Origin of the sequence: Pseudomonas sp. ChxA (assembly GCF_030263855.1) — a bacterium.
Classification (GTDB): Bacteria; Pseudomonadota; Gammaproteobacteria; order Pseudomonadales; family Pseudomonadaceae; genus Aquipseudomonas; species Aquipseudomonas fluorescens_CB.
The window spans coordinates 524,993-540,748 of sequence record NZ_JARPMK010000001.1 but is presented as its reverse complement, the minus strand read 5'-3'; the positions used below and the strand labels follow the sequence as shown (position 1 = coordinate 540,748).

Below are 15,756 nucleotides of genomic sequence, written 5' to 3'. Positions count from 1 at the left end.
ACATCCTTTTCGATGACGAAGTCAGCGGTCTTTTGATCTGCGCTTTTGATCTTGATCTTGATCTGAAATCGCCCCGTCAAACACGATGGCCGGAATCTGACAGTGATTTGGGGGGTAAACCGGCAGGGATGCCGGTTTAGCCGCGCTGGGCCAAGGATGGCCCATCGCGGCGGCCCCCCAAATCACTGGCGGATTGCGGGCATGCCGAGCCATAGCGAGGCACCGAGTGTTGGGGCGAAGACCTTTTGGTTACTTTTGGGGCGTTTGCCAAAAGTGACCCGCTGTAAGAGCGGAACCAATAGAAGCCGTTACCGCAGCAACGGATATGTACACCACCAAAAGCCCGCCATCGCAGGCAAGCCAGCTCCCACATTTTGGCTCAGTGTCAGTCAGTGATTGAGCAAGTTATCCAAACCATCCAGCAAGCGTTTCAGCGCGCCCTGGTTGGCCTGCATCACCTTCAATCCCGCCTCTGCCATCTTGCGCGCATCCTGCGGCAGTTCGAACAACTGCCGCACAGCTTCTGCCAAGCCTTGCGCATCCTCCACCTCACGCAACGCCCCGGCTTCACGCATCATCGCGCTGATTTCGAGGAAGTTGAACAGGTGCGGCCCCATGATCACAGGCTTGGCCAGCGCCGCCGGTTCCAGCGGGTTGTGGCCGCCGGTAGGCACCAGGCTGCCGCCGACGAAGGCGCTGTCGGCCAGGGCGTAAAGGAATAGCAGCTCGCCCATGGTGTCACCGAGCAGCACTGAAGTCTGCGCCGTCACCGGCTCAGCGCTGGAGCGGCGCACCGTGGCAAAGCCTTGTTGCTCGCACCGCTCGAACATCGGCCCGAAGCGCTCCTGATGACGCGGCACCAGAATCAGTAGCGCGTTGGGATAGCTTTCGAGCAGTTGGCGATGGGCAGCGAGCACCACTTCATCTTCGCCTTCGTGGGTGCTGGCGGCGATCCACACCGGGCGCTCGGTGGCGCCCCATTGCTCGCGCAAGGCCGCGGCACGCACCGGCAGTTGCGGATCGATGGTCAGGTCGAACTTGATCGAGCCGGTGACTTCAACGGTTTGTGGCCGTGCGCCCAGGCTCAAAAAACGCTGGGCTTCGGTTTTTGTCTGCACCGCAAACAGGCTCATCTCGGCCAGCATCGGCGCGGTCAGCTTGGCGAAGCGCGCGTAACCTTTGGCCGAGCGCGCCGACAGCCGCGCATTGGCCAGCGCTACCGGAATACCGCGCTGGGCGCAGGCGTGGATGTGGTTGGGCCACAGCTCGGTTTCCATGATCACGGCCAGCTTGGGCTGCACGCGATCAAGAAAACGCTTGGCAGCGCAAGGCAAGTCATAAGGCAAGTAACAATGCTGAATGCGCGGCTCATGGGCGAACAGCGCCTGGATACGCTCCGAGCCGGTGGGCGTCATGCAGGTGACGGTGATCGGCAGCGTCGGGTGACGCTCCATCAACCCGCGAATCATCGGCGCGGCGGCAATGCTTTCGCCCACCGACACCGCATGTACCCAGATCCCGCCCGGCTGCATCACCGGCATGCCATAGGAAAACCGCTCGCCGATACGTTTTGCATACGCCGGCGCCTTGCGCGCACGCAGCCAAAGACGTAAAGCCACCAACGGCAGCGCCAGGTAAAACAGACAGCTGTAGAGAGTTCTATTCATGGCGGCGGAGTTTATCGGCTTTTTCAGTCGATCGCCTGCAAGCACTCGGCAAATCGCTCGGTCAGGAAGCGGGCGGCCGGGCCGAGATGCTCATCGCGGCGCCAGACCAACTCCACCACCAGCGCCGGCGGCGTCCATTCGCTCTCCAACTCGACCATCTGCTGTTGATAGGTCGGGTACTGCACGATGTGCCGCGGCAGCCAGGCCCAGCCCAGGCCGCTCATCAGCCATTCGGCCAATACGTAGAAGCTGTCGGCACGCCACACCAGCGGGCTGGCCGCTTCGCTGCCGGGGTAGACGCTGGTCTGGGTCGACATCAGCAGTTGCCGAAACTGCGCCAGGCGTTGGCAGGTCACGTATTTGTCCTGGGCCAGCGGATGATTCACGCCGCACACCGTGACCATTTCCACACTGCCGACCACGCGCCGCTCAAGCGCTTCGGGGATTTGGTCGTGATAGAACAGCAAACCCAGGTCGGCCTTGCGCTCCACCAGCTTGCGCGCCACATCGCCTTGCGCGGCGCTGGACAATTGCACTTCCAGCAACGGGTATTGCTGGGCCAGCGCTTCAAGGCTGTCGAGCACCGGCTGAAACAGCATGGCTTCGTCCTGGGCCAGGCGCAGGCAGGCTTCCTCGCCACGGGTCAGTGACAACGCCCTTCCATTGAGCCGTTCACATTGGCGCAGCACCTCACGCGCTTCTTCCAGCAACACACTGCCGGCTTCAGTCAGGCGTGGCTGGCGACCACTGCTGCGCTCGAACAGGCTAAGCCCAAGGTCCGCTTCCAACAGGGCAATCCCGTTGCTCACTGCTGATTGCGCCTTACGCTGCCCACGCGCCACCGCCGAAAACGAGCGCTGCTCGGCGACGCTGACAAACAGGCGCATCTGTTCCAGGTTCCATTGCACACTCATGGCTCAACCCATCTTAAAATCGGATAGGTAATGACTTTATCTCATCTCGCGAAGGGTTAAAATGCGGACCTAATCAAGCACGTATCACACCGAGGATTTCCCCATGAATGTTGCCTACGTTTACCTGGCCATCGCCATTTGCTCGGAAGTGATCGCGACCGTTTCCATGAAAGCCGTCAAAGGTTTGAGCACACCCATCCCGCTGCTGCTGATGATTGTGGGGTATGGCGTGGCGTTCTGGATGCTCACGCTGGTGGTGCGCACGGTGCCGGTGGGCATTGCCTACGCGGTCTGGGCCGGGTTGGGCATTGTGATGGTCAGTATCGCCGCCTTGTTTATCTACGGGCAGAAGCTCGATGTACCGGCAATGTTGGGCATGGGCCTGATTGTGCTGGGCGTGGTGGTGATCCAGCTGTTCTCGAAAACTGCCGGGCACTGACCGCCACGCAACAGCCTGTATACTGCGCCTCTTGTCTTGAACACTGAGGTCGCCGATGCCATCCGTTATTTCCACCGACGTTCTGATTGTCGGCGCCGGGGTTGCCGGCCTCTGGCTCAACGCACGCCTGCGCCGCCAGGGGTATTCCACGGTGGTGGTGGAAAGCGCCACCTTGGGCGGCGGACAAAGCGTGAAATCCCAGGGGATCATTCACGGCGGCGCGAAATACGCCCTGCACGGCGCCCTCACCGGCGCCTCCGAAGCCATTGCCGACATGCCGCGCCGCTGGCGCGAAGCCCTGGCGGGTAACGGCGAGTTGGACCTGACCGGCGTGCGCTTGCTCTCCGAAGCCCACTACCTGTGGTCGCCCGGCACGATCGCCGGCAACCTCACCAGCTTCTTCGCCAGTAAAGCCGTGCGTGGCCGCGTCGATCAGGTCAAGGGCGACGAATTGCCGCCAGCCCTGCAAGACCGCCGCTTCAAGGGCAAGGTCTATCGCTTGGCCGAACTGGTCATCGATGTGCCCAGCCTGATCGAACGCCTGGCGCAACTGGCCGGCGACGGCTTGCTCGCCGGGCAGCACATCGAACCGCTGCTTGAAGGCGATACCTTGGTGGGCCTGAAGATCGATGGCCGCGAGATCCGCGCCCAGCGCATCGTGCTGAGTGCCGGTGGCGGCACCGCTGACTTGCTGAAGGCCTTGGGCCTGAGCCAACCTGCCATGCAAACCCGCCCATTGCATATGATCATCGCCAAAGGCCCGGGCCTCAAGCCGCTGTATGCGCACTGCCTGGGCGGCGGTACCAAGCCGCGCCTCACCATCACCACTCACCCGGCTGCCGATGGCAATTGGGTGTGGTACATGGGTGGTGATATCGCCGAGGCGGATGGCGTGGCGCGCACACCACAAGAACAGATCGCCACTGCGCAAAAAGAGCTGGCGCAGCTACTGCCCTGGATCGACATGAGTCAGACCCAATGGGCCACCCTGCGTGTCGAGCGTGCCGAGCCGCTGCAATCAGGCCTGAGCCGTCCCGACAATGCCTTCCTCGCCGAGCAAGGCCGCCTGCTGGTGGGCTGGCCGACCAAACTGGCGCTGGCGCCGGACTTCGCCGATCGCGTGCTCAACGCCATGGAACGCGACGGCATCCGCCCAAACGCCAGCGACGCGCTGCCTGAATTTCCAAAACCGGCCCTCGGCCAACCTGCCTGGGAGCAACTGTTGCCATGAGCCTGCCAACCCTGCACGACCTGCATCGCCCGCTGGGCAGCACCGGCCTGCTGGTTTCGCCACTGGGCCTGGGCACCGTCAAGCTGGGCCGTGATCAAGGGGTGAAATACCCCAACGGTTTTCAGATCCCCAATGACGACGAGGCGCGGATGTTACTGCGCCAAGCCCAGCAGTTGGGCATCAACCTGATCGACACTGCACCGGCTTACGGGCGTAGCGAAGAACGCCTGGGGCCGCTGTTACGCGGCCAGCGCAACGACTGGGTGATTGTCAGCAAGGTCGGCGAAGAGTTTGCCGACGGCGTGTCCCATCACGATTTCAGCGCCGCGCATACGCGCATGTCCATCGATCGCAGCTTGAAACGACTTGAAACGGATTTCATCGATCTGGTGCTGGTGCACTCCGACGGCAATGACCTGCATATCCTCAATGATTGCGAGGTGTACGAGACCCTGGCGCAGCTGAAAAAAGAGGGCAAGATCCGTGGTTTCGGCTTCTCCGGCAAAACCGTCGAAGGTGGCGTGAAGGCTCTGGAACAAGGTGATTGCGCGATGGTCACCTACAATCTGAATGAACAGGCCGAGAAAGCCGTGATCGATTACGCCGCCGCCCACGGCAAAGGCATCCTGGTGAAAAAGGCCCTGGCCAGCGGCCACGTGTGTCTTGAGCCAGGAATGGATCCAATTCATGCCAGTTTCATGCTGTTGTTTGCGCAAACGGGCGTCGCCAGTGCTATTGTCGGGACCATTAACCCGCTGCACCTGGCCCACAACGTGGCGACCGCTGCCCAGGTCATTCGTCAACTCTGATGCCGCCCACGCGGCCGACCCCGTCGCAAGAAGGAGCCGACATGCCGCGAACGCTGATTAGAAAAAACCCCAGCAACTTCAAGACACTGCCGCTGCACGTCGAAGCCCCCCCCGAAGGCCTGAGCTACCAGAGCGTGGGCATGCCGCTCAACTTCGCCCAGACCCTGCAACGGCGCAAGCCGGTGGAAGTGGCCAACCCTGAACGCTTCGCCCTGGAACTGGCCAACCTCGGCGTGTCGGTGCGCCTGACCCTGCATTGGCAGAACAAGGATTACTGGGTACTGGTGCGCCAGCGCCGCCAGGACCGTGGCGATGTGGTGCTCAAGCTGATCTCCGGCTACGTACCCGCCCACGAACTGAACCTGCCGCTGCACACCGCCATCCAGGAAATTGCTGAAGAATGCCTGCTGGAAACGCCCGAAGGCTGGCTGGGCGGGCGCTTCAATGACACCTGGCTGCCCGCACCCTACTCCGCCGCCCTGCATTACCGTGAAGCCCTGCCGTTTCGCCTGAGCCCGCTGTCCGGCGCCGCGCGCCCGGTGCGCTGCGCCACCATGCAACTGATCGAGCGCCCACGCGCGTATGTGCATCTGCCGACTGCGTCGCTGCAATTGATTTATGACTTGCGCCTGGAAGTCCCCAAGGAAGCCAAGTCCTTGAGCCTGTTCCATGTGGATGAGCGCCTCGAAGGCGACCAGTTGGTGGCCCGCCTGGACCGTCAGCGCCCCGACCTGTACCTGATGCCGTTGAAGGACGGCCAGCCGCTGGCCGAGCTGTATACCGTGAAGAAAGACCAGCTATACCCGGCCAGCACACGCGGCTTGTACCTGGCAGAAAGCTTCGCCCAGCAGGAAGGCTGGCTGGTGCGCGATGAGCGCATTCGCTGGAAGGATTGGCTGCGTCAGCAAGGGCTCGCCGAGCCTGAGAAGGAGTCGAAGTTGAAGCGATTGGCGCAACGGGTGCTGCGCAAGATCGTGCCGAAGAAAAAGGCCAAAGGCTGACACAAATCCAATGTGGGAGCTGGCTTGTGTGGGAGCTGGCTCCCACAGGTGACCGAGGTCAGCCGTTAAGCAAGCGCTCCAGGCCGATCTTCAGCGGCGTAGGCTCAGGCAGCGTAAAGCTCGCCAACAAGCGCTGGTTATTCGCCCGCGAATGGCGGATATCACCCGAGCGCGCAGGCCCGTAAGTAATCACCGGCAACTGCCCCACCACTTCTTCCAACGCCTGCAATACCTGCTTGAGCGTGGTCGTACGGTTCCATCCCACGTTGATCGCGCCCAGTGGCGCTTCGGGCGCTTCGATGGCCTGGACCAGCACATCCACCAGGTCTTCCACGTACATGAAATCCCGGGTTTGCTCGCCGTCGCCAAACACGCTGATCGGCACACCTTGCTGCACACGTTCACTGAAGATACTGATCACGCCGGAATACGGCGATGACGGATCCTGGCGTGGCCCGAAGATATTGAAGAAACGGAAAATCACCGGTTCCAGGCCGTGCTGGCGGCGATAGAAATCGAAATAGTGCTCACCCGCCAACTTGTCCGACGCGTAAGGCGTCAGCGGCGCCTTGGTGGTGTCTTCGTCAATCGAAGCACCCTCGCCGTTGTTGCCATACACCGCAGCGCTGGAAGCAAACACCACGCGCTTCACACCGGCCTTGCGCATGGCTTCGCAGACATTCAGGGTGCCGACAAAGTTGCTCTGGTGTGTGCTCACCGGATCATCCACCGAGGCCTGCACCGAAGCCACTGCGGCCAAGTGCACCACGGCCATCGCGCCGACGGCAGCTTGCGCCACCAACTCGGCATTGGCGACATCGCCTTCAATCAGCGCTACGCGCGGGTTATCCAGCGGCAGGTTACTGCGTTTGCCGGTGGACAAGTCATCCAGCACCCGCACGGCATAGCCCTTGGCGAGTAGCGCATCGACCAGGTGCGAGCCGATAAAACCGGCACCTCCGGTGATCAACACCCACTTTTCAGCATTACTCATTGTTGCGGATCTTCTCGACAATGGCCGTGGTCGAGCTGTTTTCAACCAACCCCAGCACTTTGACCGTACCACCGTAAGCGCTGACGATATCGGCGCCTACGACTTGATCGACGGAGTAGTCGCCGCCCTTGACCAGCACGTCTGGCTTGACTTGGGCCAGCAGGTTTTCCGGGGTGCCTTCAGAGAAGCTGATCACCCAGTCCACCGCGCCAAGACCGGCCAATACGGCCATGCGGCGATCGACACTGTTGATCGGACGGCCCGGGCCTTTCAAACGGCTTACCGAAGCGTCGTCGTTGACCGCCACGATCAGGCGGTCGCCTTGAGCGCGCGCCTGTTCCAGGTAAGTCACATGACCGGCATGCAGGATGTCGAAGCAGCCGTTGGTGAACACGATGCTTTCTTTGTGGGCACGGGCGTCGTCGATGGCCAGCAGCAATTGCTCGATGCCCAGCACGCCACGCTCCGAGCCTTCGGAGCGCTGGATCGCCCGGCGCAACTCAGGTGCGCTGATAGCCGCGGTACCCAGCTTGCCAACCACAATACCCGCTGCCAGGTTGGCCAGGGCCACGGCGTGGGGCAGCTCTTCACCGGCCGCAATCGAGGCGGCCAGGGTGGAGATGACCGTATCACCGGCACCGGTGACGTCGAACACTTCACGGGCACGCGCCGGCAGGTGCATCGCCGGGTGATCCGGGCGCAGCAGGGTCATGCCGTGCTCGCCACGGGTGACCAGCAAGGCGCCCAGGTCGAGGTCGGCCATCAGCGCCGCGCCTTTGGTCACCAGCTCATGCTCATCGGCGCAACCGCCGACAATGGCTTCAAACTCGCTGAGGTTTGGCGTGATCAGGCTGGCGCCCCGATAAATCGAGAAGTCCTTGCCCTTGGGATCGGCCAGTACCGGAATACCGCGGGCCTTGGCGGCCTGGATCAGCATCTGGTGGTTCTTCAAGGCGCCTTTGCCGTAATCGGACAATACCAGCACCTTGATGCCTTCGAGCAGCGCGTCAACCTGGCCGCTGAGGGCCAGGGCGTCGGTGGCGAAGGGTTCTTCGAAATCGATACGCAGCAATTGCTGGTGACGGCTCATGACCCGCAGCTTGACGATGGTCGGCTGATGGGCAATGCGCTGGAACAGCGCGCGCACGCCGGCACCGCGCAGGCTGTTGGCCAGGCTGTCGGCGGCCTCGTCGTCGCCGGTCACACCCACCAGGGAGGCCGGGGCGCCGAGGGCGGCAATATTGAGGGCAACGTTGGCAGCGCCACCCGGGCGGTCTTCGATTTGCTCGACCTTGACTACCGGTACCGGCGCCTCAGGGGAAATCCGTGAGGTACCGCCATGCCAGTAACGGTCGAGCATGACATCGCCGACCACCAAGACAGGGGCTTGATCGAATCGCGGCATGGACAACTTCATGGAGCAACCCACATACAAAATGAACAGGGGCGCGATATTAGCACAGGGTTATGGAAGGCTTGTGGAGGGTGTGCACAGAAGATCCCGGGGAACTGAGGCTGCGCCGTTGTGGCGAGGGAGCTTGCTCCCGCTGGAGTGCGAAGCGCTCCCGAAGGCGGCACCGCGTCTTAATTGAAAAACACAGTGTTGTTCTGGGGCGACTACGTCGCCCAGCGGGAGCAAGCTCCCTCGCCACAAGAGCCCGCTCCCACAAGGTTTAGGTGATATCGGCCGGCACCGGGGCATCCAGGCCCATGGCATGCAGGCGAGCGTAGTAGCCGTTCTGGGCCAGTAGCTCGGCGTGGCTGCCGCGCTCGACGATCCGGCCGTCGTCCATTACCAGGATCAGGTCGGCCTTCTCGATGGTGGACAGGCGGTGCGCGATCACCAGGGTCGTGCGGCCCTGCATGACCTTGTCCAGGGCCGCTTGAATGTGCCGCTCGGACTCGGTGTCGAGGGCCGAAGTGGCCTCATCCAGAATCAGCAGCGGCGCGTTCTTCAGCAGCGCTCGGGCAATGGCCAGGCGCTGGCGTTGACCGCCGGACAGCAGCACGCCGTTTTCACCCACCTGGGTATCGAAGCCTTTGGGCAACTGGTCGATGAAGTCCTTGGCGTAGGCATCTGCCGCCGCCGCTTCAACGTCGGCCCGTGGCGCGCCGGCCAGGTCGCCGTAGGCGATGTTGTTGGTCACGGTGTCGCTGAACAGCGTGACATGCTGGGTCACCTGGGCAATGTGCTTGCGCAGGTTGAGCAGCTTGTAGTCCTCGATCTCTACGCCGTCGAGCAGGATTTCGCCGCTTTCGTGGTGGTAGAAACGCGGGATCAGGCTGGCCAGTGTGGACTTGCCGCTGCCGGAACGGCCCACCAGGGCGATCATCTGCCCTGGCTCGGCGGTAAAGGTGATGTCCTTGAGCACATGGCGCTCGGTGCCTGGGTAGGTGAAGTTCAGGTTGCGCACTTCCAGACGACCGCTGACCTTATCGCGCTCGACGGTGCCGCGGTCGACTTCCTGTTCCTCGTCCAACTGTTCGAAAATGCTTTCTGCACCGGCCACGCCTTTCTGGATGGTCGAGCTGACTTCCGACAGTTGGCGGATCGGCTTGGGCAACAGCCCGGCCAACGTGATGTAAGCCACCATGTCACCGGCCGACGCGTCACCGCGAAGGTAGAGCACCAGGAACATCAGCACCGCCATGGCGGTGTAGATCACCAACTGCAGCAACGGGGTGTAGATGGCCCCGGTGCGGGTCATGCGCAGTTGCTTGTCAGTGTTGCCCTGGCTGGCCTTGAAGAAGCGCTTCTCTTCGTAGACTTCGCCGCCGAAGCTGCGCACCACGCGATAGCCCTGGATGGTTTCCGAAGCCACGTGGGTCACATCGCCCATGGCCACCTGGATCTTCTTGCTCTGCTTGCGGAATTTCTTGCTGGCCGTGCTGACCATCACTGCAATCAACGGCAGGATGGCGATCATTACCAGCGTCAGGCGCCAGTTCATGAACAGCAACGAGGCGAACAGGAAGATCACCGTCATGCCTTCACGGATCACCACCTTGATGGCATCGGTGGCCGCCCCCGTAACCATGGTCACGTTAAAGGTGATGCGCGAAATCAGGTGCCCGGAGTTGTGGTTGTCGAAATAGCGGTTGGGCAGCGTCAGCAGGTTGTTGAACAACTGCACGCGCAGGTCGTGGACCAGGCCCAGGGAAACCTTGGCCAGCAAGTAGTTGCCCAGGAATGAACCCAGGCCCTGCCAGGCAGCAATCAAAATGATCAGCAACGGCACGGCTTGCAGCAATTTCATGTCACGCAGGAACGGTACGCTGGGGAAAAGCACCGCATCAGGATTGGATAGGCCGTCGACGAAGTACTTGAGGATGTACCCCAGCATGGGCTGGGTCGACGCGAAAATCAGAAATCCGACAATACTCAACGCGAACAAGCCGGCGTAGGGCTTAACGTACATGAGCAGGCGGAAGTATATTTTCAAGCTCGAAGGGCTTGCGCTCGGACTGGAGTCGGTCATATCACGCGGCGTTTTAAAAAAGGAGGCTGACTTTAGCACAGCTTCTCTGTTGTACTTGCACCCAGCGTGACCCGCGGCCCGGCTGGATCCAACGGGCGACATTATATAGCCACTGCCTTAACATGGTCGGCTTTCTCTATTCTGGAATGGCTTTACTGTATGCACTCCAAGCGCCTTACCTACGGCACAAATCGCGTTTTCGACTTCCTGGTTCTCTGGATTTTGCCCATTGGCTTGTTGTTGCTTCTGAGTTCGCTGTTCTTCGTCAACAATCGCAATGTCATGCACCGCGGCTTCTACATTTTCTTCGCCCTGCCAGCCTTGCTCCTGCTGTGCTTGCGCCCACGGGAACTCAAAGCGTTACTGCGCGAGCCGCTGGTACTTGCCTTCACAGCGTTTTGCGCCTGGGCCATGATCACGGTGCTGTGGAGCCCGGAACCCACCGGCGACTCCAACCTGTTCAAGATCCCGTTGCAGACGTTCATGTTGTTTGCCGGCTGCGGGCTGCTGCTGCATTACCGCAATGACCTGTTCAAGCCGATCTTCTTCAGCGCCGCAGTGATCGCGCTGGTGGTGACGCTGTTAAATCTGGTGGCGTTCGCCAAAGGCTTCGAGCCGAGCATGCGCATGATTGGCGGCTTGGGCGCCCTGGACAACCCACTGCTCAGCTCCCACCTGTTCGGCTTCTTTTGCGTGTATTGGCTGTACCTGTGTGTCACCACCAAACGCCTGCGCGTGCTGTGGCTTAGCGTGCCCGCCCTGATGATCATGACCCTGGCAATTTTGGCCACAGGCTCCAGAACCCCCTTGGTCGCCCTGGTTCTGGCCGTAATCTGGATGGGCCTGCTGAGTCGCAACCGGCGCTCGGCGCTGATGGTTGCCGCCCTGGTGCTCGCCGCCGCCGCGCTGTTGCTGTTTTACCCGCAACTGATCACCGAGCGCGGCAGCTCATTCCGCTTTGAAATCTGGCGCATTATCCTGGACCGCATCGCGGACCATCCATGGATCGGCCACAGCTACGACTCCGAACTGTACGTGAAGCCTGCCAACTACGATTTCGAGCCTCTTCGCGAACCCCACAGTTTTGCCTTGGGCGTGCTTTATTACGTCGGCATCATCGGCTTTATCCCGTGGATTTTCATGCTCGGCCGGGGGTTGTACACCGGCTTCAAAGAGCGCGCACAGCCGCTGTTTATCCTGACATCTTCGCTGCTGGCCTACGGCATCGGCGCGGGCCTGACCGAAGGCGGTGGCATCCTGTCGCGACCCAAGGAGCACTGGTTCCTGCTGTGGATTCCCCTCGCACTGATCGCCGGCCTGAGCATCGCCAAGCGGCGCCATAGCCTGCTGCGCCTGGCGGTGAGCACGCCCACGCCACAGGCTTTCAAAGCCCTGTGCGAAGGCGCGCATATTGTCGAGGAGGACGGCCTGGGGCCTAAAGTCCTGCGCCTGGGCAATGGCAGCTTCCTCAAGCTGTTCAGGGCGCGCCGCTGGTACACCTCGGGCACGTTCAATCCGTATTCAGAGCGTTTCGCCAACAACAGCGAACACCTGCAGGCGCTGGGCATTGCGTCGCCGCCGATCCTTGACCTGTACAGCCTGCGCGACGGCAGCACGGCCGTGCGTTACCAGCCACTGCCGGGGCTGACCTTGCGTCAGGCCTTGCAAAGCCTGGACAGCAGCCTGCGCGAATCGCTGATCGAACGGTTTGGGCGGTTTATGGCCCAACTGCACGAACGCGGCGTCTACTTCCGCTCCCTGCACCTGGGCAATGTGTTGCTGCTGGAAGACGGCGAGTTCGGCCTGATCGACGTGGCGGATATGCGCGTCTATCCGTCAGCGCTGCGCAACACGCTGCGCCAGCGCAACCTCAAGCATATGCAACGCTATTCGCAGGATCGCAATTGGTTGTTCGAAGCGCACTTCGAGCAATTGGCCAAGGGCTATGCCTCGGTGGCTTCGCCGCACGCCACGCAAAAAATCCGCGAGCAGGTACTGACACTCGCTCGCCCGGCGGCCTGAAAGCCGACCTGAGTGGTTGAATCAAAAGCCAGATCAAGTGCAAAGCAAAAGCCTATCTACCTGATGCAACACGGTTTAAGTGTGGGAGCGGGCTTGTCGGGTCGCCGCATCGCTGCGATGCAGACACCTCGGTGTATCAGGCACACCGAGTTGATGCAATCGCAGGCAAGCCAGCTCCCACATCTAGATCGCGGCACACACGGTGCAGGTGTGCTGCTCTGATCTTGGTATCAGTCTTTTTCCAGCGGGGAAAAATACAGGCGACCCAAGCCGCGCCATGTCTTCTTGTTCCAGGCCCGAAACGGGATCTGCGCCAACAACTCTCGCGCCAATGCACGGTTGCGGTTGGAGGTCTTGAGGAACATGGAGCTGAGGAACTTGTAACGCACCTCGTCATACAGCGGGTGATCACTGAACAACGCGTAGGTGCGCAGGATGTTATCGATCATGAATCGATGATTCTTGTACGAATTGGTCGCGTGCTTGCGGTAGCGCGCCATCACCACGTTCAAGCCGTCGATGAAGTACCCGGCGTGGGTAATCTTCAGTTCGATCAGCAAATCTTCCAGACGAATCTGCGGGTCAAACCCGCCGACCTTTTCCAGCGCTTCACGCCGGATCATCAGCGTAGGCGCCGGCGGGTAAGGCTTGCGCTCCAGGAACATATCGTCGAAATCCAGGCGTCGAAACGGCACGTCGCGGCGCTGGCGCTTCTCCGGGAACAACTCGCCCTGGGAGTCGATCAGCTCGATATTGCCTGCACAGATCCCCACCTCAGGCTTGCCATCCATATAGGCCACCTGGGTCGCGATGCGCTCGGGCATCATGATATCGTCCGAACCGAACGGCACGATCAGCGGCCCCTGGGACCGGGCAATCGCGCCATTGAGGGTGTTGGTCAGCCCCTGGTTCTGCTGCACACGAAAGTCGAACCGGTGATGCTCCTGCAGACGGCGGATGCGCTCGACACTGTCGTCAGTCGAGCCATCGTCCACCACCAGCAGCTCGATGTTGGGATAGGTCTGGTTCAACACACTGAGGATACTTTCCTCAATGTAGGGAGCATGGTTATACGACGCAATGATCACCGTGACCAAGGGCTGACTCTGGTTCATACATTCTTCCCGCGTGCTTGAGCCAAGCCTGAATCAATCAGCTCCAGGTATTCCTGGCGGAATACCTCAATGTCGTGTTGCGCCTGAAGGTACTGGTAGGCCTGCTCGCCTTTTTGTGCGAGTGCCTCGTCAGGCAGCGCCAGGTAAGTGTCCAGCGCCTGGGTCAGTTGGGGCACGTTGGCCGGCTCCACCGCCAGGCCACCGGCGCCTTCGATCAACGGCAGCATGGCCGGTACGCTGGAGGCAATCACCGGCAAGCGGCCGCTCATGCCTTCCAGCAGCGCCAGGCCCAGGCCTTCTGCAAGCGAAGGCATTGCCCAAATGTCAAAGGCACGCACGTATTGCAGCGCGTTTTCCTTGAAGCCTAACAGGTGCACGCGCCCATCCAGGCCAAGGCTCTGGATTTGCGCAGCCAGATTGGCCTCTTCGCGCCCGGCGCCAATGATGGCCAACTGCGCGGTTGGGTACTTATCTTTCAGCGCCGCAAACGCCTGCAACAAATAGGTGTGGCCTTTGACCGGCACCAGCCGGCCCAAGGCGCCGATCAAGCGCACCGCAGGGTCGATGCCCAGCAACTCGCGCGCGTGAGTGCGTGAATGCTGCAAGCCTTCGGCCTGCTCGATGTCGATGGCGTTGGTAATGGCGTAGGTATTCTCGTCGGTAAACCCGCACTGGCAATCGAGCAGGTACTGCTTGACCGCCGGCGACACGCCAACAAAGCGCCAGTGCGCGTCGATCCAGCGCTGCGCCTGCTTGCGGCGGTAGAGACGGTCATACTCGCCAAAACCGTGGGAGATGCCGATGCACAACGGGATCTTCAACCAACGGTTGAGCTGCAACATCATGTTGACCGGCTTGAAGCGATTGCACACCACCACGTCGAACTGTTCGCGGCGGCAGAACTTATACAGTTGCCACATGGCGCGCAGCCGCAAGCCTTTGAGCGACTTGTCGGAAAACTCGAAGTAGACCGACTTGGCAGCTCGGCTGACCGGCTCCCCAGGCGCGGGCTTGCCACGCAGGAACGCGGCGGTGACCTCGTAGCGCTCGGCAGGCAATGCCTTGACGATCTGCTCGGCCAGGTCGGCGAAGTCATGGGATTTAACATTGTAGTCAGGCTGCAGTTGCAGGACCTTGAAACGCCGACTCATAACTCTCCTCGATGGAAACCTGTGGCATCAACCACCCAGGTTGTTTCAGCCGCCAGCGTCTCGACGTACTCGGCGTCAGGCTCGGGTAGCAACGGCCACTGATTGCGCTTCCAACAGACAAAATGGAAATACGGAAATTCCCGCTCACCATCCCTGTCATTGGTCAGCCGACCCTTGTTCCAGAACCATTGGTGCGGGAAGCGATCACTGCCGTCGTGCCATTTGATCACACCACCGGGCGTACTGAACGCCTCGGTGAACTCACTGCGCCGACGCCATGGGTTGAACTTGCCGACCAACTCGAAGAGTGGCTTGGGGAAATTCTTGCGCCACAGGAAAATCCTGCTGAATGCGCCTTCATCCAGCGCATGATGCGCCTGATCGGTAAAACGCGCCTCCCAATCCTTGATCTGCATGAACGCATGCCGCTTCCTGGGGGTGTTACGCATCAGGCACAAATGCCCGGCGACTCGCCGCTCATGGGTTGAAAACAAGTCATAGCTGGCCAAACGCTGGGCGGTGAAATACTCGCGCAGGTTGCCGTAGATCAGGTCCAGATCGCCAAACGCCCAGAAATCGTAACCGCTGAGGCGGTCAGCATGGATATGCCCCAGCGCCGGCTTGATGTCACACAGCTTGTACGGCGCCTGGGGTGCAAAATTGATGTACAGCCGCTGGGAGACCAGCGCGCAGTAATCGCCAAAGGTAATGCTTTCGATGCGGACATTGTCCGGCACATTCGCTGGCATCGGGCAGTCGCTGAACAGCAACCAGTCGATGTCGGCGTTGTGGCGGCAGCTTTCGAGAAAAAATGGCATCCAGAATGGCCAACGGCCAAAGTAAGGAATAATAAAAAGGATGCGGGGGCACGGATTGCTCAAGGGGGACTCACTGTCATTTTGTACTGGGGCGCGCTGCGCGCCACCACGTTGCT

At 60.9% G+C, this 15,756-nt stretch carries 13 protein-coding genes; 5 read left to right on the top strand and 8 right to left on the bottom strand.

What is annotated here, in order from left to right:
- Positions 1 to 389 precede the first annotated feature (389 nt).
- Together waaA and P5706_RS02260 are read right to left on the bottom strand one after the other, a co-directional pair.
- The gene (gene waaA, locus P5706_RS02265; protein ID WP_285678470.1) at positions 390 to 1,667 is read right to left on the bottom strand and encodes a lipid IV(A) 3-deoxy-D-manno-octulosonic acid transferase; all 1,278 of its coding nucleotides are present in this window, start codon (positions 1,665 to 1,667) and stop codon (positions 390 to 392) included.
- A 23-nt stretch (positions 1,668 to 1,690) separates the two neighbouring features.
- A complete protein-coding gene (locus P5706_RS02260) occupies positions 1,691 to 2,581 on the bottom strand; it encodes a LysR family transcriptional regulator (RefSeq protein ID WP_285678469.1) in 891 nt (296 codons plus the stop codon).
- 103 nt (positions 2,582 to 2,684) lie between these two features.
- Here P5706_RS02260 and P5706_RS02255 point away from each other — a divergent pair, with 103 nt between their 5' ends.
- Genes P5706_RS02255 through P5706_RS02240 form a run of 4 tightly spaced genes read left to right on the top strand, consistent with a single transcriptional unit; the run spans position 2,685 to position 6,061 of the window.
- Positions 2,685 to 3,020, top strand: a complete 336-nt coding sequence (locus tag P5706_RS02255) for a DMT family transporter (RefSeq protein ID WP_017138493.1) — start codon at positions 2,685 to 2,687, stop codon at positions 3,018 to 3,020.
- Positions 3,021 to 3,075: 55 nt separating this feature from the next.
- The gene (locus tag P5706_RS02250; protein ID WP_285678468.1) at positions 3,076 to 4,251 is read left to right on the top strand and encodes an NAD(P)/FAD-dependent oxidoreductase; all 1,176 of its coding nucleotides are present in this window, start codon (positions 3,076 to 3,078) and stop codon (positions 4,249 to 4,251) included.
- Positions 4,248 to 5,060 carry an aldo/keto reductase gene (locus tag P5706_RS02245; protein WP_285678467.1) on the top strand — a complete coding sequence of 271 codons (813 nt, stop codon included), beginning with the start codon at positions 4,248 to 4,250 and terminating at the stop codon, positions 5,058 to 5,060. The genes P5706_RS02250 and P5706_RS02245 overlap by 4 nt, the downstream gene beginning before the upstream one ends.
- Positions 5,061 to 5,101: 41 nt before the next feature.
- Positions 5,102 to 6,061 carry a metal ABC transporter ATPase gene (locus P5706_RS02240; protein ID WP_285678466.1) on the top strand — a complete coding sequence of 320 codons (960 nt, stop codon included), beginning with the start codon at positions 5,102 to 5,104 and terminating at the stop codon, positions 6,059 to 6,061.
- A gap of 58 nt (positions 6,062 to 6,119) precedes the next feature.
- On the opposite strand, the gene pgnE is transcribed toward P5706_RS02240, so the two are convergent.
- The 3 genes from pgnE to msbA all read right to left on the bottom strand — a co-directional run bounded on the left by pgnE (position 6,120) and on the right by msbA (position 10,534).
- A complete protein-coding gene (gene pgnE, locus P5706_RS02235) occupies positions 6,120 to 7,055 on the bottom strand; it encodes a UDP-N-acetylglucosamine epimerase PgnE (RefSeq protein WP_285678465.1) in 936 nt (311 codons plus the stop codon).
- Entirely contained in the window at positions 7,048 to 8,472 is a 1,425-nt protein-coding gene (gene hldE, locus P5706_RS02230) for a bifunctional D-glycero-beta-D-manno-heptose-7-phosphate kinase/D-glycero-beta-D-manno-heptose 1-phosphate adenylyltransferase HldE (protein WP_017138498.1), read from the bottom strand. Before hldE ends, pgnE begins: the two co-directional genes overlap by 8 nt.
- Before the next feature lie 256 nt (positions 8,473 to 8,728).
- A complete protein-coding gene (gene msbA, locus P5706_RS02225; protein ID WP_200431760.1) occupies positions 8,729 to 10,534 on the bottom strand; it encodes a lipid A export permease/ATP-binding protein MsbA in 1,806 nt (601 codons plus the stop codon).
- 159 nt (positions 10,535 to 10,693) lie between these two features.
- Between msbA and P5706_RS02220 the strand changes: the two genes are divergently transcribed.
- On the top strand, positions 10,694 to 12,556 hold the full coding sequence (locus P5706_RS02220; RefSeq protein ID WP_285678464.1) for a bifunctional O-antigen ligase/aminoglycoside phosphotransferase family protein: 1,863 nt from the start codon (positions 10,694 to 10,696) through the stop codon (positions 12,554 to 12,556).
- Positions 12,557 to 12,786: 230 nt separating this feature from the next.
- Here P5706_RS02220 and P5706_RS02215 read toward each other — a convergent pair whose 3' ends face one another.
- Genes P5706_RS02215 through P5706_RS02205 form a run of 3 tightly spaced genes read right to left on the bottom strand, consistent with a single transcriptional unit; the run spans position 12,787 to position 15,703 of the window.
- Positions 12,787 to 13,671 carry a glycosyltransferase gene (locus P5706_RS02215; RefSeq protein WP_200431758.1) on the bottom strand — a complete coding sequence of 295 codons (885 nt, stop codon included), beginning with the start codon at positions 13,669 to 13,671 and terminating at the stop codon, positions 12,787 to 12,789.
- Positions 13,668 to 14,822 carry a glycosyltransferase family 4 protein gene (locus P5706_RS02210; RefSeq protein WP_200431757.1) on the bottom strand — a complete coding sequence of 385 codons (1,155 nt, stop codon included), beginning with the start codon at positions 14,820 to 14,822 and terminating at the stop codon, positions 13,668 to 13,670. Before P5706_RS02210 ends, P5706_RS02215 begins: the two co-directional genes overlap by 4 nt.
- Complete coding sequence (locus P5706_RS02205; protein WP_285678463.1) at positions 14,819 to 15,703, bottom strand: DUF6625 family protein; 885 nt, start codon at positions 15,701 to 15,703, stop codon at positions 14,819 to 14,821. The genes P5706_RS02210 and P5706_RS02205 overlap by 4 nt, the downstream gene beginning before the upstream one ends.
- Positions 15,704 to 15,756: the final 53 nt, after the last annotated feature.

What these genes read in the sequence shown, in the direction of transcription:
- waaA (WP_285678470.1), bottom strand. Translation starts at nt 1,667, where the DNA reads ATGAATAGAACTCTCTACAGCTGTCTGTTTTACCTGGCGCTGCCGTTG.
- P5706_RS02260 (WP_285678469.1), bottom strand. Translation starts at nt 2,581, where the DNA reads ATGAGTGTGCAATGGAACCTGGAACAGATGCGCCTGTTTGTCAGCGTC.
- P5706_RS02255 (WP_017138493.1), top strand. Translation starts at nt 2,685, where the DNA reads ATGAATGTTGCCTACGTTTACCTGGCCATCGCCATTTGCTCGGAAGTG.
- P5706_RS02250 (WP_285678468.1), top strand. Translation starts at nt 3,076, where the DNA reads ATGCCATCCGTTATTTCCACCGACGTTCTGATTGTCGGCGCCGGGGTT.
- P5706_RS02245 (WP_285678467.1), top strand. Translation starts at nt 4,248, where the DNA reads ATGAGCCTGCCAACCCTGCACGACCTGCATCGCCCGCTGGGCAGCACC.
- P5706_RS02240 (WP_285678466.1), top strand. Translation starts at nt 5,102, where the DNA reads ATGCCGCGAACGCTGATTAGAAAAAACCCCAGCAACTTCAAGACACTG.
- pgnE (WP_285678465.1), bottom strand. Translation starts at nt 7,055, where the DNA reads ATGAGTAATGCTGAAAAGTGGGTGTTGATCACCGGAGGTGCCGGTTTT.
- hldE (WP_017138498.1), bottom strand. Translation starts at nt 8,472, where the DNA reads ATGAAGTTGTCCATGCCGCGATTCGATCAAGCCCCTGTCTTGGTGGTC.
- msbA (WP_200431760.1), bottom strand. Translation starts at nt 10,534, where the DNA reads ATGACCGACTCCAGTCCGAGCGCAAGCCCTTCGAGCTTGAAAATATAC.
- P5706_RS02220 (WP_285678464.1), top strand. Translation starts at nt 10,694, where the DNA reads ATGCACTCCAAGCGCCTTACCTACGGCACAAATCGCGTTTTCGACTTC.
- P5706_RS02215 (WP_200431758.1), bottom strand. Translation starts at nt 13,671, where the DNA reads ATGAACCAGAGTCAGCCCTTGGTCACGGTGATCATTGCGTCGTATAAC.
- P5706_RS02210 (WP_200431757.1), bottom strand. Translation starts at nt 14,822, where the DNA reads ATGAGTCGGCGTTTCAAGGTCCTGCAACTGCAGCCTGACTACAATGTT.